Raw genomic sequence first — 14,105 nt, forward strand, 5'->3', positions numbered from 1 at the left:
CGCGTTGAGGTGCGCAGACGTCCGGCCGACGGCCGGTAGACCTCAGGACGACAGGAGCGCCCACGACGATGCTGGACCCCAGCGAGATCTACCAGGTGGACCCGGCGGTCGCTGCCGAGGTCCGCGCCCGCTCCCTGGCGCAGGGTTCGGGCCCCGTGCTCGTGCACGCGGTGCGCGGGTTCGTCGACGCGGGCGCCGCCGGGCAGCTCGCGGTCGAGCACCTGGTCGAGGAGCTCGCGCACACGCGGCTCGCGACGTTCGACACCGACCAGCTCGTCGACTACCGCTCGCGCCGCCCCATGATGACGTTCGACGCGAGCACGTGGTCGGCGTACGCCGAGCCCGAGCTCGTCGTCGACCTGGTGCGCGACGCCGAGGGCGTACCGTTCCTGCTCCTGCACGGCCACGAGCCGGACGTGCAGTGGGAGCGGTACGTGGCGGCGGTGCGCGAGCTCGTCGAGCGCTTCGACGTGCCCCTCACCGTCGGGCTGCACGGCATCCCCATGGGTCTGCCGCACACGCGACCCGTGTCGTTCACCGCCCACGCGACGCGCGACGAGCTCGTCGCGGACCACCCGTCCTGGTTCGGCACCGTCCAGGTCCCGGCGAGCGCGGGAGCGCTGCTCGAGTACCGGCTCGGGCAGGCCGGTCACGACGCGGTGGGCTTCGCGGTGCACGTGCCGCACTACCTGGCGCAGTCGCAGTACCCGCAGGCGACCATCGCGGGGCTGCGCGCCGTGGAGCGCGCGACCGGCCTCGACCTGCGGACGGGCGAGCTGGAGGCGGCCGCGACCGACGCGACCCTCGAGATCGAGCGTCAGGTGGAGCAGTCCGACGAGGTGCGCCAGCTGGTGTCCGCGCTCGAGGAGCAGTACGACGCCTTCAGCCGCAGCGCGGGCCGCACGAGCCTGCTGGCGCAGGCGTCGGACCTGCCGACCGCCGACGAGCTGGGCGCCGAGTTCGAGCGCTTCCTCGCGCAGCAGCGCGACGACACGACCGACTGAGGGAGCCCGACGCGCGGCACGCCCGGTCACCCGATAGGACCAGCGTGCCCCGGGTGTTTACCCAATCGTTGTCGAATCGTGGGCGGACGGGCGCTTCCAGGCGTGGCGCAGCACACATCCCCGGTGCAAGGATCGGCCCGTTGCAGTGGCGTGATCGCTTGACCGGTGCCCTCGCTCCCCGGGGTCTCCCCGGCTCGGGAGCGGGTGTCCCACCAGCCGCGAGGCTGGCCCACCCGGTGCAGGACGTGAGGCATTGCGGCAGCGCGTGCGGAGCAGGTCCGCACGCGTCACCGAGTGGAACGACAAGGAAGCAAGACATGGCACAGGGTGCTGTCAAGTGGTTCAACGCTGAGAAGGGCTACGGGTTCATCGCCCAGGACGGCGGCGGCGCCGACGTCTTCGTCCACTACTCCGCGATCCAGTCGCAGGGCTACCGCTCCCTCGAGGAGGGTCAGCGCGTCGAGTTCGAGATCACGCAGGGCCAGAAGGGTCCGCAGGCCGAGGAGGTCCGCCCCCTCTGAGTGCCGCCGCGCCCTGGCGCGTGCACGACTCCGCGAAGGGGCCGCCGTGACGGCGGCCCCTTCGTCGTCCTCCGCACGGGTTCTTCGACCAGGTCCCTGGCCAGGTCCCTGACCCAATCCCCGAGCGGGTCCGCGGAGCGGGTGCGCCCCCGCCGCCCACCCGGTGCTCGTCAGGCGGCGTCCTGCGGGTCCGGTGGCGGGTCCCGGAGCACGGCCGCGTCCCCGACGAGCGCGCGCAGCTCGTCGCCGCGCAGCAGGCGCGCGGGGGCCGGGAGGCTGCGGACCGCGCGCGCCAGCCCGGCGACGGCCAGCAGGTCGGGGTCGTCGCTCGCGGCCAGCACGACGTTGCCGTACCCCCGTCCGCGCAGCAGCGCGGGCTCCGCGATCGCCACGACGTCGGCGAACACCTCGGTGAGGGTCGCGGCCTCGCTGCGTGCCCGGACGAGGTCGGCACCGTCGGCGCAGTTGACGAGGTAGGCGCCACCGGGACGCAGGACCCGCGCCACGTCGCGGACCATCTCGACGGTCGTGACGTGCCCCGGGGTCGTGTCGCCCGCGAACACGTCGCGCACGACGACGTCGGCCGAGGCGCCGTGCAGCAGCGCGAGCTGGGCGCGGGCGTCCCCCGCGCGGATGCGCAGCGCGGGGGAGCGCGGCAGCCCGAACCAGGTGCGCACGAGCTCCGGCAGACGCGCGTCGAGCTCGACCGCGACCTGGCGCGAGCCCGGCCGCGTCCAGTCGATGGCGCGCGCGAGCGCGCAGCCCGCGGCGCCGAGGTGCACGACGTCGAGCGGCTCGCCGGGGCGCAGCGCGTCGACCACGAGCGCCATCTGCTGCATGTACTCGAACGCCAGCACGCCGGGGTCGTCGAGGTCGACGTAGGAGCTCGGCACGCCGTTGACGAGCAGCGTGGCCCCCGCCGCGTGGTCCGGGTCCGGCACGACCTCGACGGTGCCCGTGGGGATCTCGACGGGCCCGACCGGCCAGGTCTCGCGCTGCGTGCGGGCACCCTGGCGGCCGCGACCGCGTCCGGGCAGCGGACGGGGTGTCGGAGGTCGGTGGGAGCCTGGGCGTCGTGCTCGGTCGGGCATGGTGCCGACTCTAGGCGGGCGGACCGCGACCGCCGGGGTTGACGGAACTCGAACAGGCGTTCGATACTGGTTCCACAGGTGGGCGGTGAGAGATGAGGTGGCGGGCATGGCGGTGATCCACAGCGGACGCGCTCAGGAGCTGCTGGGGCGTGCCGACGCCGAGCTGCTCGCCGCCCAGTACTCGACCGAGCCGTGGGAGCGGCTCGGTCACGCGCACCTCGCCGGTCTGCGTGCGGGTGCGGCGGTCCTCGCGCGGCGGGGCACCCCGTCCGGGCGCGGCGCGCCGCGGACCGTCTGGGGGATGCTCACCCGTGTAGCCCCGGAGCTCGCCCCGCTCGCGCAGTTCTTCGCCGACGGTGCGGCGCTGCGCTCCGCGGTCGACGCCGGCCGGTTCGACCTCGTGGACGACGAGCGCGCGGAGCGGACGCTGTGCGCCGCGGAGGACCTCGTCGACGCCGCGCGCGAGCTCGTGCTCGCGGAGGACGCGGAGGCCGAGATCGGCACCGGTCCTCGGATGCTCGCCGTGCGGGCGTCATGAGCCGCGGTCCGCGCGCGGAGCACGTCCGGCGCGACTGGGGGTCGAGCGAGGACGGGTGCTCGGTCCTGCACGTCGACATGGACGCGTTCTTCGCGTCGGTCGAGCTCGCCCGTAGACCCCAGCTGCGCGGCCGACCCGTGATCGTGGGCGGCGCCGCGCGTGGCGTGGTGCTCGCCGCGACGTACGAGGCACGGGCGTACGGCGTCCACTCGGCGATGCCGATGACGGCCGCGCTGCGGCTGTGCCCGAAGGCCGTGGTCGTGCCACCCGACCACCGGGCCTACCACGAGGTGTCGGTCGGCGTGATGGAGGTGCTGTCGGACGTCACGGCGCTCGTGGAGCAGGTGAGCGTCGACGAGGCGTTCCTCGACGTCTCCGGCGCGCGGCGCCGGCTCGGCCCGCCGACGCAGATCGCCGCAGCCGTGCGCGAGACCGTGCACCGGCGTTACGGGATCACGTGCTCGGTCGGCATCGCGGCGACCAAGTTCGTCGCCAAGCTCGCGTCGGGGCACGCCAAGCCCGACGGCGTCCTGCTCGTCCCCAAGGCCGCGACCGTCGCCTTCCTGCGCGAGCTGCCCGTCGGTGCGCTCTGGGGCGTCGGCGAGCGCACCGAGGCGGCGCTCGCGCGGTGGGGGATCACGACGGTCGCGGAGCTCGCGGACTGCGACGTCGCGACGGTGCAGCGGGCGATCGGCAAGGTGGCCGGTGCACACCTGCACGACCTCGCGTGGGGCCGGGACCCGAGGCCGGTCCAGCCGGGACGCGAGGAGAAGTCGATCGGCTCGGAGGAGACGTTCGTCACGGACGAGCACGATCTCGGGGTCGTCCAGGCGAAGGCGTTGGACCTCTCCGACAGGTGTGCGCGTCGCCTGCGGCAGCGCGGGCTGGTCGGGCGGACGGTGACCGTGAAGGTCCGCACGTCGGACTTCCGTACGCTCACACGCTCGCGCACGCTCGCGACCCCCACGGACGTCGGACGCGAGATCTACCTCGCCGCGCGCACGCTCCTGGCGGGCGTGGACCTGCGGGGACTGCCCGTACGGCTGGTGGGTGTGCGGGTCGACTCGCTGTCCGCGGTCGCCGAGGCGGCGCTTCAGCCGACGCTCGACGACGTCGCCGGGGAGGGCCCAGGTCCGGCGCAGGCGCGGCGGGAGGCCGAGCGCGCGATGGACGAGGTGCGGGACCGGTTCGGGACGCTCGCGATCCGCTCCGGGGCGGCTCTCGACGCGCCGTCCACCGACCGCTCGACTACCACCTTCCAGGTGGCGGATCTATCCTGAACCCGACACGTTCGTCGACACAGACCATCGGGGGTCGGGATGCCTCTCTCTGAGTACGAGCAGCGCGTCCTGGAGCAGATGGAGCGCCAGCTCGCGTCCGACGACCCACGCCTGGCGAACACGCTCACCCAGCGCGGTCGGCGGGCTGTGGGGCGCTACGTCGTGGCCGGGATCGGTGCGGCTCTCGGGCTCCTGCTGCTCGTCATCGGCGCCGCCGGGAGCCTGCCCCTCCTCGGCGTGCTCGGCTTCATCGTCATGTTCGCCGCGGTCGCGTATGCGTTCGCGCGCCCGCACCGCGCCTCCGGGCCGACCGGGGTCGTCGCTGACGACGGCTCCGTGCGCAAGGCGTCGGGACACAAGCAGTCGCAGGGGCGCCGGCCCAAGGGGCAGGGCTTCATGGCACGCATGGAGGACCGCTGGGACCGCCGCCGCGGCGAGCACGGCGGCCTCTGATCCCGGCACGCCTCCCTTCCCGCCCTTTTCACGGCCCTCGGGACGTCTGGGAGTCGGCGGACCGACGGGCATGAGCGCCTGCCCCGGTGACCCGGAGGCGGGCGCTCCGCAGTGTCAGCGGACGCGCGGCGTCAGTCGCCCGAACCGGTGTGTGCGCCGGCGCGCTCGGCCGGTCGCTGCGCCGCGCGCGAGCGCCGCACGCGTCGCCGGCGTAGCCAGGCCGCACCGGGGAGGGAGCGCACGGTGTGCGCGACCGCGCCGGAGCGGGTCACGCCGGCCGCACGCACACCGGCCAGGACGCGCTCGACGTCCCCGGCCGCGGCGCCGGGGGTCGCCAGCGGCGGCTGGGGGGCGTAGCGCGAGAGCTCGAGCGCGTGCGCGAGCTCATGGAGCGCCGCGACCGCGTCATCGCCGAGCGGCCGCCCGGCGAGCGCGGAGACCTGGCGCTGCACGGACGCGACGGCGGAGCGCGGCGTGGTCGCGGCGGACCAGCGGATCCCGAACCGCCCGAGCGAGCGTCGAAGCCGCGTCCAGGCCTGCTCGGGGGTGAGGTCGGCGAGCACGCGCGCGCGTCGCCGGGTGATGAGCGTGACGACCAGCGCGGCGAGCGCGAGGACGACGGCGACGGTCACGGCGACGGGGACCCAGGTGTCGTCCTGCGTGGTGCTCCCGGTGCGCGGAGCGGCGGGGGCCTGGCCGGTCGCGGCGGGACCGGGCTGGGCGGTGGGCAGCGCCTCCTGCGTGGGACGGGCGCCGCCACCCGCGTTGAGGAGCGGGTCGCTCCACGGGGGCGGCGCGCCGGTCTGGATGGCGGGCGTCGGCTCGAACCGCACCCAGCCGTGGCCCTCGAAGTACAGCTCGGGCCACGCGTGCGACTGCTGACCGGTGATGACGTAGGTGCCGTCGTCGGACGAGCCGGGCAGGAACCCGACTCCGACGCGCGCGGGGATGCCGATCGAGCGGGCCATCACGGTCATCGCGGTCGCGAACTGCACGCAGTAGCCCTGACGGGACTCCAGGAAGTCCCAGACGGCGTCGTCGGTCCGGGCGGGGGCGACGCGGGTGTCGTAGGTGAAGTTCGCGGCGGAGCGCAGGTACGACTGCAGGGCCATCGCGGACTCGTAGGGCGTGTCGGCGTCGCGGGTCAGCTCGACGGCGAGGTCGCGGATGTCCCCGGCGTGGGAGCTCGTGGGCACCTCGAGAGCGCGTGGGTCGCCCGGGTCGCCCACGCGGGCGTCGGCGAGGTCGTCGGCGGTGAGGGACGGGATCTCGACGACCATGGAGTACTGCTGGCCCTCGTACGTGTCGCCCGACCCGTCGACCTGGTCGCGCACGGGGTCGTACGTCCAGTCACCGTCGATCATGAGCGTCCGAGGGAAGACCGGGATGGGCAGCTGGTCGTCCTCGAGCGCGCCGACCTCCACGTCGACGACGGCGAGGGTCCCGCGCTCGGCGTCCGGCTCGGTGCCGAGGCGGTCCGGGTCGGGGGAGAGCAGGCCGGGGAGCGCCCCGATCTCGAGCGACCGGCCGGAGTCGGAGTCGGCGTGCCACGAGCGTCCGTCGAACGACAGGAGCGTCATGGCGCGCAGCGGGCCGACGGAGTTCGCGTTGACGGCGGGCGCGGCGGTGGTGCTCGGCGTGGGGGCGGGGGCGTCCTCGTCCTGGCCCGGCGCGTGGACCTGGTAGAGCAGCACGGCCCGGTCGGTGCGTCCGCCGAGGCTCGCGCGCACGTCGAGGTCGGCCGCGAGGTCGACGGGGCCGCCCGCGCCGGAGCCGAACTGCGGCAGTCCCCACGCCGACCAGCCGGGCAGGGCGGCGAGCACGGGGCCCGCGACGAGCGCGACGGCGACGACCGCGACCGCGGAGGCGGTCGCCCTCCCCGCACGCCGGGCGTTGTCGGCGCGGGTCTGCTGGGGCGCGACGCTCAGGGCGAGCAGGAGCAGGTAGACCAGGCCGGTCCAGAGGATCGCGGAGCCGCGGCCGGGGAACTCGAGCACGATCGTCGGGGTCCACATCGCGGCGAACGCGACGCCGGCGAGCGCGGGCATCGCGAGGCCGACGGCGAGCAGGTCCGCCGCGAGGAACACGAGCAGCGCACCGACCGCGAGCAGCAGCTCGAGCGGTCGCACGACGTCGACGGGGACGACCGCGACCTCGACGAGGTGCACACCCTGCGACCACAGGGCGCTGGTGCGCTCCCACGACGAGAGGTCGGGCACGAGCTGCAGGCGTCCGGGCGGCGCCCCGTACCGCAGCAGCACAGCGACGGTGGCGACGACGAGCCCGACCACGGTCGGGACCCACACGGTGCGGGTCACGGACCGCACGACGGCGACCGCCGCGGCGGTGACGAGCAGGAGCAGGATGACGGGCCCGCGCCATGGCACGGTGCCGAGCAGGTTGGTGAGCGCGTGCAGGGACGTGATCGTCCCGAGCACGCACAGGGCGGTGGTGGCGACGGCGCGCCACCCGCGCGGCGGTGTGGTGTGCAGGGGGCTCATCGCGCGCTCCCGAGCAGTCGCAGCCAGCAGTCGAGCAGGGGTTCGCCGGGGGCGGCCTCGCACGCGCGCCACCCGGCGCGCTGCAGCGCGTCGACGGTCGCTCGCGCGTCGCGCTGCCCGCCGGTCTGCTGCGGGTCGCTGCGCACGACCGCCCAGCCCTGCGCGGTGTCCGCGACGTGCGCGAGGGCGGTGCGGGCGCCGGCGCCGAGCGGCCCGAGCACGCCGAGGACGATCTCGCCCCCGGCCTCGGTGCTCTCGAGCAGGTGCGCCCCCGCGACGAGCCGCGCCTGAGCCTCGTTGGAGGTGCGCGGCGCCTCGAGGTCGACGGTACGGTCGAGCAGCGCGGCGCGCGCGCCGTCGTGCCGCGTGTGCAGGAACGGCACGCCGGTCGTGGTGCTGTGCGCGCCGACGCCGTCGAGGAGGCGCACGGGGTGGCCCGCGTCGAGCATCGCGAGCGCGATGGACGCCGCGAGCGAGATCGTCCACTCGAGGTGCGTGCCGCGGTACGGCAGGTCGAGCAGGACGGACACGGGGCGCATCCCGGCGCGCTCGTCGGACCGCACGAGCAGCTCGCCGCGGCGCGCGCTGCTGCGCCAGTGCACGCGGCGCAGGTCGTCGCCCTCGCGGTAGTCGCGCAGGGACGCGTCGTCGGTCGACGGGGAGCGGGCGCCGAGCGCGACACGGTCGGGCTCGCCGACGAGCACGTCGGTCGGCGCCGGCAGGGGGACGACCGTCGGCCACACGGTGACCTCGGCCTGCTCGCCGAGCGTGGTGGTGCTCGCGACGGTGCCGAACAGGTCGGTCCTGGTCACGACGAGCGGTCCGAGCGGCCACCGCCCGCGGCGTGCCGTCTGCACGCCGTAGGACACGACGACCGAGCCGGGGGAGCGGTGCACCCGGGCGCGCAGCGGGCGTCCCGCGGACAGCTCGGTGGCGGCCTGCTCGGCGAACTTGAGCCCCGCCAGCCGGGCGCGTCCCGACGGGTCCGAGGAGGTGATGTGGACCTCGACGCCGACGCGCTCGCCCGCGTGCACCGGGTTGGGCGTCACCACGCGCCGCACGCCCAGGGGGCGCCGCGTGCCGCCCGCGTCGAGCCAGGCGACGAGCCCCGCGGCCGCCGCGACGACGACGAGCGCGACCGCGCCGATGCGGACGAGGTCGCGCGACCCGGCGCCGATCCCGAGCAGGACGAGGACCAGACCGGTCGCGCCGAGCGCCCAGCCGCGCAGCGTGGGCTGCAGCCGCATGTCAGACCGCGCGCCGCGCGCCCACGCCCGCGACGTCGGCGGTCGGCACCGCCACGCGCGCGACGAGTCCCTCGACGATCGACTCGGTCGACCGTCCGGACAGCCGGGACTCGGTGCTGGGCAGGAGCCGGTGGGCGAGCACGGACGACGCGAGCTGCTGCACGTCGTCGGGGAGCACGTGGTCACGGCCGTCGATCGCCGCGAGCCCCTTGGCGGCGCGCAGGAGCTGGATCGCGGCGCGCGGCGACGCGCCGAGGCGGAGCCCGGGCTCCTCGCGCGTGGCACCGACGAGGTCGACGACGTACCGCTTGACGGCGGCCGACGCGTACAGCCGACGCGTGACGTCGACCAGCCGGGCGACGTGCTCCGCGTCGGTGACGGGCGTGAGGCCGGCGAGCGGGTCGGACGTCTCCTGCTGGTCGAGCATGGCGAGCTCGGCCTCGACGCTCGGGTACCCGACCGTGAGGCGCGCCATGAACCGGTCGCGCTGCGCCTCGGGGAGCGGGTAGGTCCCCTCCATCTCGACGGGGTTCTGCGTCGCGACGACGAAGAAGGGCCGCGGCAGGCGGTAGGTGCGGCCGTCGACGGTCGCCTGGCCCTCCTGCATGCACTCGAGCAGCGCGGACTGGGTCTTGGGCGACGCGCGGTTGATCTCGTCGCCGATGACGACGTGCGCGAAGACCGGGCCGGGCCGGAACTCGAACTCGTTGGTCTGCGCCCGGAAGATGTTGACGCCCGTGAGGTCGCTCGGCATGAGGTCGGGCGTGAACTGGATGCGTCCGACGGTGCAGTCGATCGTCCGGGCCAGGGCCTTGGCGAGCGTGGTCTTGCCCACCCCGGGCACGTCCTCGAGGAGCAGGTGCCCCTCGGCCAGCAGCACGGCGAGCGTGGTGCGGACGAGCTCGGGCCGTCCTGTCACGACGTGCTCGATGGCGGAACGCATCCGGTCGGTCGTCCCGACGAGGTCGGTGAGCTCGTCGGACGAGGGAACGGACTGCAGCATGGGCGCCTCCTTGCGGTCGGGTCCGAGCCTACGGTGCGGCTCGCCGGTCGCGGGACGACTCGGGCGGACTTCCACCCGGGGGTGGGTCCCCACTTCCCTCCACGTGCGCGCCACGACACGCAGCCGGGGCACGGGACATACCCGGACAGAGCGGGAGGAGGCGGCCCTGACGGCACGGCGGGTGGGCGCTTGCCCGGCGAAACAGGACGCGTGTCGGAAATCTTCCTCCACTCCTCACCACCGGCGCTGACCTGCGCAAACGCTGCGCCACGAGGGTGAAACCGCCGATTTTCGACGTGCTTGTGGAGGGAAGTGGAGTACCGTGGAGGCACGTGGTGAGGCGGGGAGCAGGTCCCCTCCGGGCGGTTCCCCGCCGCCGCGTCGGCTGCTCGGAGGGAGGCGTGGTGTCGCATGAGACGGTCGGCGTCCTCGGCTCCGGCATGCCCTTCTTGGGCACCTACACGCCGCGTCTCGACGACAAGGGGCGGCTCATCCTCCCGGCCAAGTTCCGGCCCCAGCTCGCACAGGGTCTGGTCATGACGCGGGGTCAGGAGCGGTGCCTGTTCCTGCTGCCGCTCGACGAGTTCCGCCGCTACCACGACCAGCTCCGGCAGGCGCCCGTGACGAGCAAGCAGGCCCGCGACTACCTGCGCGTGTTCCTGTCCGGCGCGAACGACGAGCTGCCCGACAAGCAGGGGCGCGTGTCGATCCCGCCGATGCTCCGCCAGTACGCGGGCCTCGACCGCGACGTCGCCGTGATCGGCGCCGGGACGCGCGTCGAGATCTGGGACCTGCAGGCCTGGGAGACCTACCTCGCCGAGCAGGAGGCCGGATACGCCGACGCGACCGAGGAGGTCTTCCCGCAAGGGCGGTGGTGACCCACCGGTCCCGCACGTGCCCGGCTCCCGCCCGACGAGATCTCCTCCCGACCGCTCTGCCGCACTTCCCCGCGGCAGAGGGCCGGTGGGGGATCTGGTCGGACGGCGGAGGGGCCGCCCGACCATCACCCACCCACAACCGCAACCACACCCGCACCCGCGACCGACGAGAGGAGGAGCACGTGGACACCCCGACGAACCCCGACGCACGCGGCGCGGCCGAGCGGCACGTGCCCGTCCTGCTCGAGCGGTGCCTGGAGCTGCTCGCCCCCGCGCTCGAGGTCGAGGGCGCGGTCATGGTCGACTCCACGCTCGGCATGGGCGGGCACACCGAGGGCGTGCTGCGCCGGTTCCCGCACGTGCGGGTCGTCGGCCTCGACCGGGACCCGCAGGCGATCGCGCTCGCGAGCGAGCGGCTCGCGCCGTTCGGCGACCGGTTCACGGGCGTGCACGCGGTGTACGACGAGATCCGCGACGTGCTCGCGGACCTGTCGATCCCCGCGGTGCAGGGCGTGCTCATGGACCTCGGCGTCTCGTCGCTGCAGCTGGACGAGGTCGAGCGCGGCTTCTCCTACGCCCAGGACGCGCCGCTCGACATGCGCATGGACGCCACGACCGGCCCGACGGCCGCGGACGTCCTCAACACGTACGACGAGCGCGACCTGGCGCGCGTGCTGCGCACGTACGGCGAGGAGCGGTTCGCCCCGCGGATCGCCCGGGCGATCGTGCGGGCACGCGCGACGGCACCGCTCGCACGCACGGGCGAGCTCGTCGACCTCGTGCGCGCCGCGATCCCCGCGGCGGCCCGCGCGACCGGCGGGCACCCGGCCAAGCGCACGTTCCAGGCGCTGCGCATCGAGGTCAACCACGAGCTCGACGCGCTGGCGCGGGCGCTGCCCGAGTCGGTCGAGGCCCTCGCGGTCGGCGGCCGGATCGTCGTCGAGGCGTACCAGTCGCTCGAGGACCGGATGGTGAAGCAGACGTTCGCGCTCGGCGCGAGCGTGAGCGCACCACCCGACCTGCCGGTGGTCCCGGACACGCACCAGCCGTACCTGCGGCTGGTGACCCGCGGAGCGGAGGAGGCCGACGAGGCCGAGCTCGCCCGCAACCCCCGTTCGCAGTCGGTGCGGCTGCGCGCGGCAGAACGTCTTCGCACCACACCGGACCACCTGCGTCCCGCACCGAGGAGGGCAGCATGAGCGCCAGCAGCGCAGCACGCGCGTACCCCGCTCCGGCCCGCCCGTACGGCGCCACCGCCGCGCCGGCCCCCGCACGTCAGCCGGCGGCGCCGCGCCTGCGGCTCGTGCGCGCGCCGTCGCACGCCCGCACGCGGGTGCCGTTCGTGCTCGTGTGCATGGGCGTCCTCGCCGCGGCGCTGCTCGGTGCGCTGCTGCTCAACACGCAGATGGCGAAGAACTCGTACGAGAAGTACGACCTGGGGATCGAGCTGGGTCGCCTCGACCAGGACGCCAAGGACCTGTCCGCGGCGCTCGACGCGAAGGGCTCGCCGGCCGAGCTCGCGAAGTCGGCGGGCGCGCTCGGGATGGTCCCGTCGGAGGGCACGGGCTGGATCCGGCTCTCCGACGGCACGGTGCAGGGCGCCGCCGGCGGGCGCTGATGACGGACGTCTCCGCGCGGCCGGGTTCCCGTACCCCGCGTGGCGGTCCGGGCGCCCGGACCGCCAGCAGGCACAGTGGCTCCGTGAGCTCCACGACGGCGCGTCGGCCGCCCGCCGGGCGTCAGCCCACGCGCGAGACGGTCGAGACCGTCCGCGCGGGGGCGCGTCCGGGTGCCGCCGCGCCTCGGGGCAGGGGGGCGACGAGCCCCCCGATCGTGGTCCCGCGGCCGCCGCGGCCCGGACGCGCGGGGCGGCGGGCTCGCCTCGTCGTGCTCGCCGTCGCGGTCGTCCTGGTCGTCGCCGTGTTCGCCGGGCGGCTGGTGTACGTGCAGGCGGTCCGCGGGCCGTCCGTCGCCCAGCAGGCGCGCGACGAGCGCCTGTCGACCATCTCGATCATCGGCGCCCGGGGCAGATCACGGACCGGGACGGCGTCGCGCTCGCGACGTCCGTGGAGCGGTACGACATCTCGGTGAACCAGCGCCTGGTCGGCGAGTACCGCGGCAAGGGTGCGCCCGACGACCCGGACGGCGCGCTCGGCGTCGCGAAGCGCCTCGCGCCGCTGCTCGGGGCGGACGCCGCGGTGCTGGGGGGCGAGCTCGTCGGCACGCGGAGCTTCAAGTACCTCCAGAAGGGCGTGCTCCCGCAGGTGGCGCGCGAGATCTTCGCGATGCGGCTGCCGGGCATCAACGTGGACAAGGTCGCGGACCGCGTGTACCCCAACGGTCCGCTCGCGGGGAACATCATCGGCTTCGTGAACTCCAACGGGCAGGGGCTGGAGGGGCTCGAGGCGTCGCTCGACGACCGTCTCAAGGGGACACCCGGCACCGAGGTGTTCGAGCGCGGCGCCAAGGGCCAGCAGGTCCCCGGCGGGTACTTCGAGGGCACTCCGGCCACGCAGGGCGACTCCGCGACCCTCACGATCGACTCCGACATCCAGTGGAAGGCGGAGAGCCTGCTCACCGAGCAGGTCGCCGCGACCGGCTCCGACTCCGGCACGATCGTCGTGATGGACGTGCGCACGGGCGAGGTGCTCGCGCTCGCCGACTCCGGCACGCGCGACCCGAACAAGCCGGGCGACTCGGCGGGCGGCTCGCTCGCACCGTCCGTCTCCAACGTGTTCGAGCCGGGCTCGACGGGCAAGGTCATCACGATGGCGGCGGTGCTCGAGGAGGGTCTCGTCACGCCGACGGACCGGTGGACCGTGCCGTACAAGCTGACGGTCGAGAACGGCCAGACGTTCAAGGACTCGCACGAGCACGAGACGCAGCACCTGACGACCGCGGGCGTGCTCGCGGAGTCGTCCAACACCGGCACGGTGCAGATCGGCTCCAAGCTGACGGTCGAGCAGCGCTACCGGTGGCTGGAGCGGTTCGGGTTCGGCTCCCGGACGGGCATCGACCTGGCGGGGGAGTCCGCGGGCCTGTTCGGCGACCGCAACAACGCGCGCACGCCGTACGTGGTGCTCTTCGGGCAGGGCGTCTCGGTGAACGCGATCCAGGCGACGCAGGTGCTGGCGACCGTCGCGAACGACGGGGTCCGGGTGCAGCCGCACGTCGTCAAGGGCTGGACCGCGCCCGACGGGACGTTCACCGCGTCGAAGAAGGCGGCCCGCACGCGCATCATCTCCCAGGAGACCGCGGCGACGGTGATGACGATGCTCGAGTCGGTCGTCGACGAGGGGACCGGCTCGACGGCGTCGATCCCGGGCTACCGCGTGGCCGGGAAGACCGGCACGGCGCAGAACTGGATCAACGGCGGCAAGCAGGGCATCACGGCGTCGTTCATCGGGGTCGTCCCTGCGGACGAGCCGCGCCTCGCGATCAGCGTGATCCTGCACAACCCGCGGACCTCGGAGTACGGCAGCGTCGTCGCGGCGCCGGTGTTCAGCAAGATCGGTGCGTACGCGCTGAGCGAGCTGGGCGTCCCGCCCTCGGGGACCAAGGCCACGCTGTTCCCCACGACGTGGTGAGC

14 protein-coding genes are annotated in these 14,105 nt (G+C 74.6%); 10 read left to right on the forward strand and 4 right to left on the reverse strand.

Annotated elements, in window-relative coordinates:
• Positions 1 to 68 precede the first annotated feature (68 nt).
• Both CBP52_RS03260 and CBP52_RS03265 read left to right on the forward strand, forming a co-directional pair.
• Positions 69 to 1,004, forward strand: a complete 936-nt coding sequence (locus tag CBP52_RS03260; RefSeq protein WP_094179809.1) for a proteasome assembly chaperone family protein — start codon at positions 69 to 71, stop codon at positions 1,002 to 1,004.
• Positions 1,005 to 1,321: 317 nt separating this feature from the next.
• A complete protein-coding gene (locus CBP52_RS03265) occupies positions 1,322 to 1,525 on the forward strand; it encodes a cold-shock protein (protein ID WP_094179810.1) in 204 nt (67 codons plus the stop codon).
• 170 nt (positions 1,526 to 1,695) lie between these two features.
• On the opposite strand, the gene CBP52_RS03270 is transcribed toward CBP52_RS03265, so the two are convergent.
• The gene (locus tag CBP52_RS03270; protein ID WP_094179811.1) at positions 1,696 to 2,616 is read right to left on the reverse strand and encodes a spermidine synthase; all 921 of its coding nucleotides are present in this window, start codon (positions 2,614 to 2,616) and stop codon (positions 1,696 to 1,698) included.
• Positions 2,617 to 2,722: 106 nt separating this feature from the next.
• Between CBP52_RS03270 and CBP52_RS03275 the strand changes: the two genes are divergently transcribed.
• From CBP52_RS03275 to CBP52_RS03285, 3 genes are read left to right on the forward strand one after another with little or no spacing between them, the layout of a single operon-like run.
• Positions 2,723 to 3,154, forward strand: coding sequence for an SAV_6107 family HEPN domain-containing protein (locus CBP52_RS03275; protein ID WP_094179812.1), 432 nt, complete (start codon positions 2,723 to 2,725; stop codon positions 3,152 to 3,154).
• Positions 3,151 to 4,434, forward strand: a complete 1,284-nt coding sequence (locus CBP52_RS03280; protein ID WP_094179813.1) for a DNA polymerase IV — start codon at positions 3,151 to 3,153, stop codon at positions 4,432 to 4,434. The genes CBP52_RS03275 and CBP52_RS03280 overlap by 4 nt, the downstream gene beginning before the upstream one ends.
• 39 nt (positions 4,435 to 4,473) lie before the next feature.
• Positions 4,474 to 4,887, forward strand: a complete 414-nt coding sequence (locus CBP52_RS03285) for a DUF3040 domain-containing protein (RefSeq protein WP_094179814.1) — start codon at positions 4,474 to 4,476, stop codon at positions 4,885 to 4,887.
• Positions 4,888 to 5,018: 131 nt separating this feature from the next.
• Here CBP52_RS03285 and CBP52_RS03290 read toward each other — a convergent pair whose 3' ends face one another.
• From CBP52_RS03290 to CBP52_RS03300, 3 genes are read right to left on the reverse strand one after another with little or no spacing between them, the layout of a single operon-like run.
• Entirely contained in the window at positions 5,019 to 7,388 is a 2,370-nt protein-coding gene (locus CBP52_RS03290; protein WP_094179815.1) for a transglutaminase domain-containing protein, read from the reverse strand.
• Positions 7,385 to 8,635 carry a DUF58 domain-containing protein gene (locus tag CBP52_RS03295; RefSeq protein ID WP_094179816.1) on the reverse strand — a complete coding sequence of 417 codons (1,251 nt, stop codon included), beginning with the start codon at positions 8,633 to 8,635 and terminating at the stop codon, positions 7,385 to 7,387. The genes CBP52_RS03290 and CBP52_RS03295 overlap by 4 nt, the downstream gene beginning before the upstream one ends.
• Before the next feature lies 1 nt (position 8,636).
• Positions 8,637 to 9,638, reverse strand: a complete 1,002-nt coding sequence (locus CBP52_RS03300) for a MoxR family ATPase (RefSeq protein WP_094179817.1) — start codon at positions 9,636 to 9,638, stop codon at positions 8,637 to 8,639.
• Positions 9,639 to 10,078: 440 nt separating this feature from the next.
• On the opposite strand from CBP52_RS03300, the gene mraZ reads away from it, so the two are divergent.
• From mraZ to CBP52_RS03320, 5 genes are all read left to right on the forward strand, one after another.
• Complete coding sequence (gene mraZ, locus CBP52_RS03305) at positions 10,079 to 10,516, forward strand: division/cell wall cluster transcriptional repressor MraZ (protein WP_094182104.1); 438 nt, start codon at positions 10,079 to 10,081, stop codon at positions 10,514 to 10,516.
• Positions 10,517 to 10,698: 182 nt separating this feature from the next.
• Positions 10,699 to 11,715 carry a 16S rRNA (cytosine(1402)-N(4))-methyltransferase RsmH gene (rsmH, locus tag CBP52_RS03310; protein WP_094179818.1) on the forward strand — a complete coding sequence of 339 codons (1,017 nt, stop codon included), beginning with the start codon at positions 10,699 to 10,701 and terminating at the stop codon, positions 11,713 to 11,715.
• Positions 11,712 to 12,134, forward strand: coding sequence for a hypothetical protein (locus CBP52_RS03315; RefSeq protein ID WP_094179819.1), 423 nt, complete (start codon positions 11,712 to 11,714; stop codon positions 12,132 to 12,134). Before rsmH ends, CBP52_RS03315 begins: the two co-directional genes overlap by 4 nt.
• Before the next feature lie 83 nt (positions 12,135 to 12,217).
• The gene (locus tag CBP52_RS18115) at positions 12,218 to 12,607 is read left to right on the forward strand and encodes a hypothetical protein (protein WP_232514634.1); all 390 of its coding nucleotides are present in this window, start codon (positions 12,218 to 12,220) and stop codon (positions 12,605 to 12,607) included.
• Positions 12,583 to 14,103, forward strand: coding sequence for a penicillin-binding protein 2 (locus tag CBP52_RS03320; RefSeq protein ID WP_232514635.1), 1,521 nt, complete (start codon positions 12,583 to 12,585; stop codon positions 14,101 to 14,103). Before CBP52_RS18115 ends, CBP52_RS03320 begins: the two co-directional genes overlap by 25 nt.
• The last annotated feature ends 2 nt before the right edge of the window (positions 14,104 to 14,105 follow it).

This window comes from Cellulomonas sp. PSBB021 (assembly GCF_002240455.1).
Lineage (GTDB): Bacteria > Actinomycetota > Actinomycetes > Actinomycetales > Cellulomonadaceae > Cellulomonas > Cellulomonas uda.

Coding starts and splice junctions, on each gene's coding strand:
- CBP52_RS03260 (WP_094179809.1), top strand. CDS start 69: ATGCTGGACCCCAGCGAGATCTACCAGGTGGACCCGGCGGTCGCTGCC.
- CBP52_RS03265 (WP_094179810.1), top strand. CDS start 1,322: ATGGCACAGGGTGCTGTCAAGTGGTTCAACGCTGAGAAGGGCTACGGG.
- CBP52_RS03270 (WP_094179811.1), bottom strand. CDS start 2,616: ATGCCCGACCGAGCACGACGCCCAGGCTCCCACCGACCTCCGACACCC.
- CBP52_RS03275 (WP_094179812.1), top strand. CDS start 2,723: ATGGCGGTGATCCACAGCGGACGCGCTCAGGAGCTGCTGGGGCGTGCC.
- CBP52_RS03280 (WP_094179813.1), top strand. CDS start 3,151: ATGAGCCGCGGTCCGCGCGCGGAGCACGTCCGGCGCGACTGGGGGTCG.
- CBP52_RS03285 (WP_094179814.1), top strand. CDS start 4,474: ATGCCTCTCTCTGAGTACGAGCAGCGCGTCCTGGAGCAGATGGAGCGC.
- CBP52_RS03290 (WP_094179815.1), bottom strand. CDS start 7,388: ATGAGCCCCCTGCACACCACACCGCCGCGCGGGTGGCGCGCCGTCGCC.
- CBP52_RS03295 (WP_094179816.1), bottom strand. CDS start 8,635: ATGCGGCTGCAGCCCACGCTGCGCGGCTGGGCGCTCGGCGCGACCGGT.
- CBP52_RS03300 (WP_094179817.1), bottom strand. CDS start 9,638: ATGCTGCAGTCCGTTCCCTCGTCCGACGAGCTCACCGACCTCGTCGGG.
- mraZ (WP_094182104.1), top strand. CDS start 10,079: ATGCCCTTCTTGGGCACCTACACGCCGCGTCTCGACGACAAGGGGCGG.
- CBP52_RS03315 (WP_094179819.1), top strand. CDS start 11,712: ATGAGCGCCAGCAGCGCAGCACGCGCGTACCCCGCTCCGGCCCGCCCG.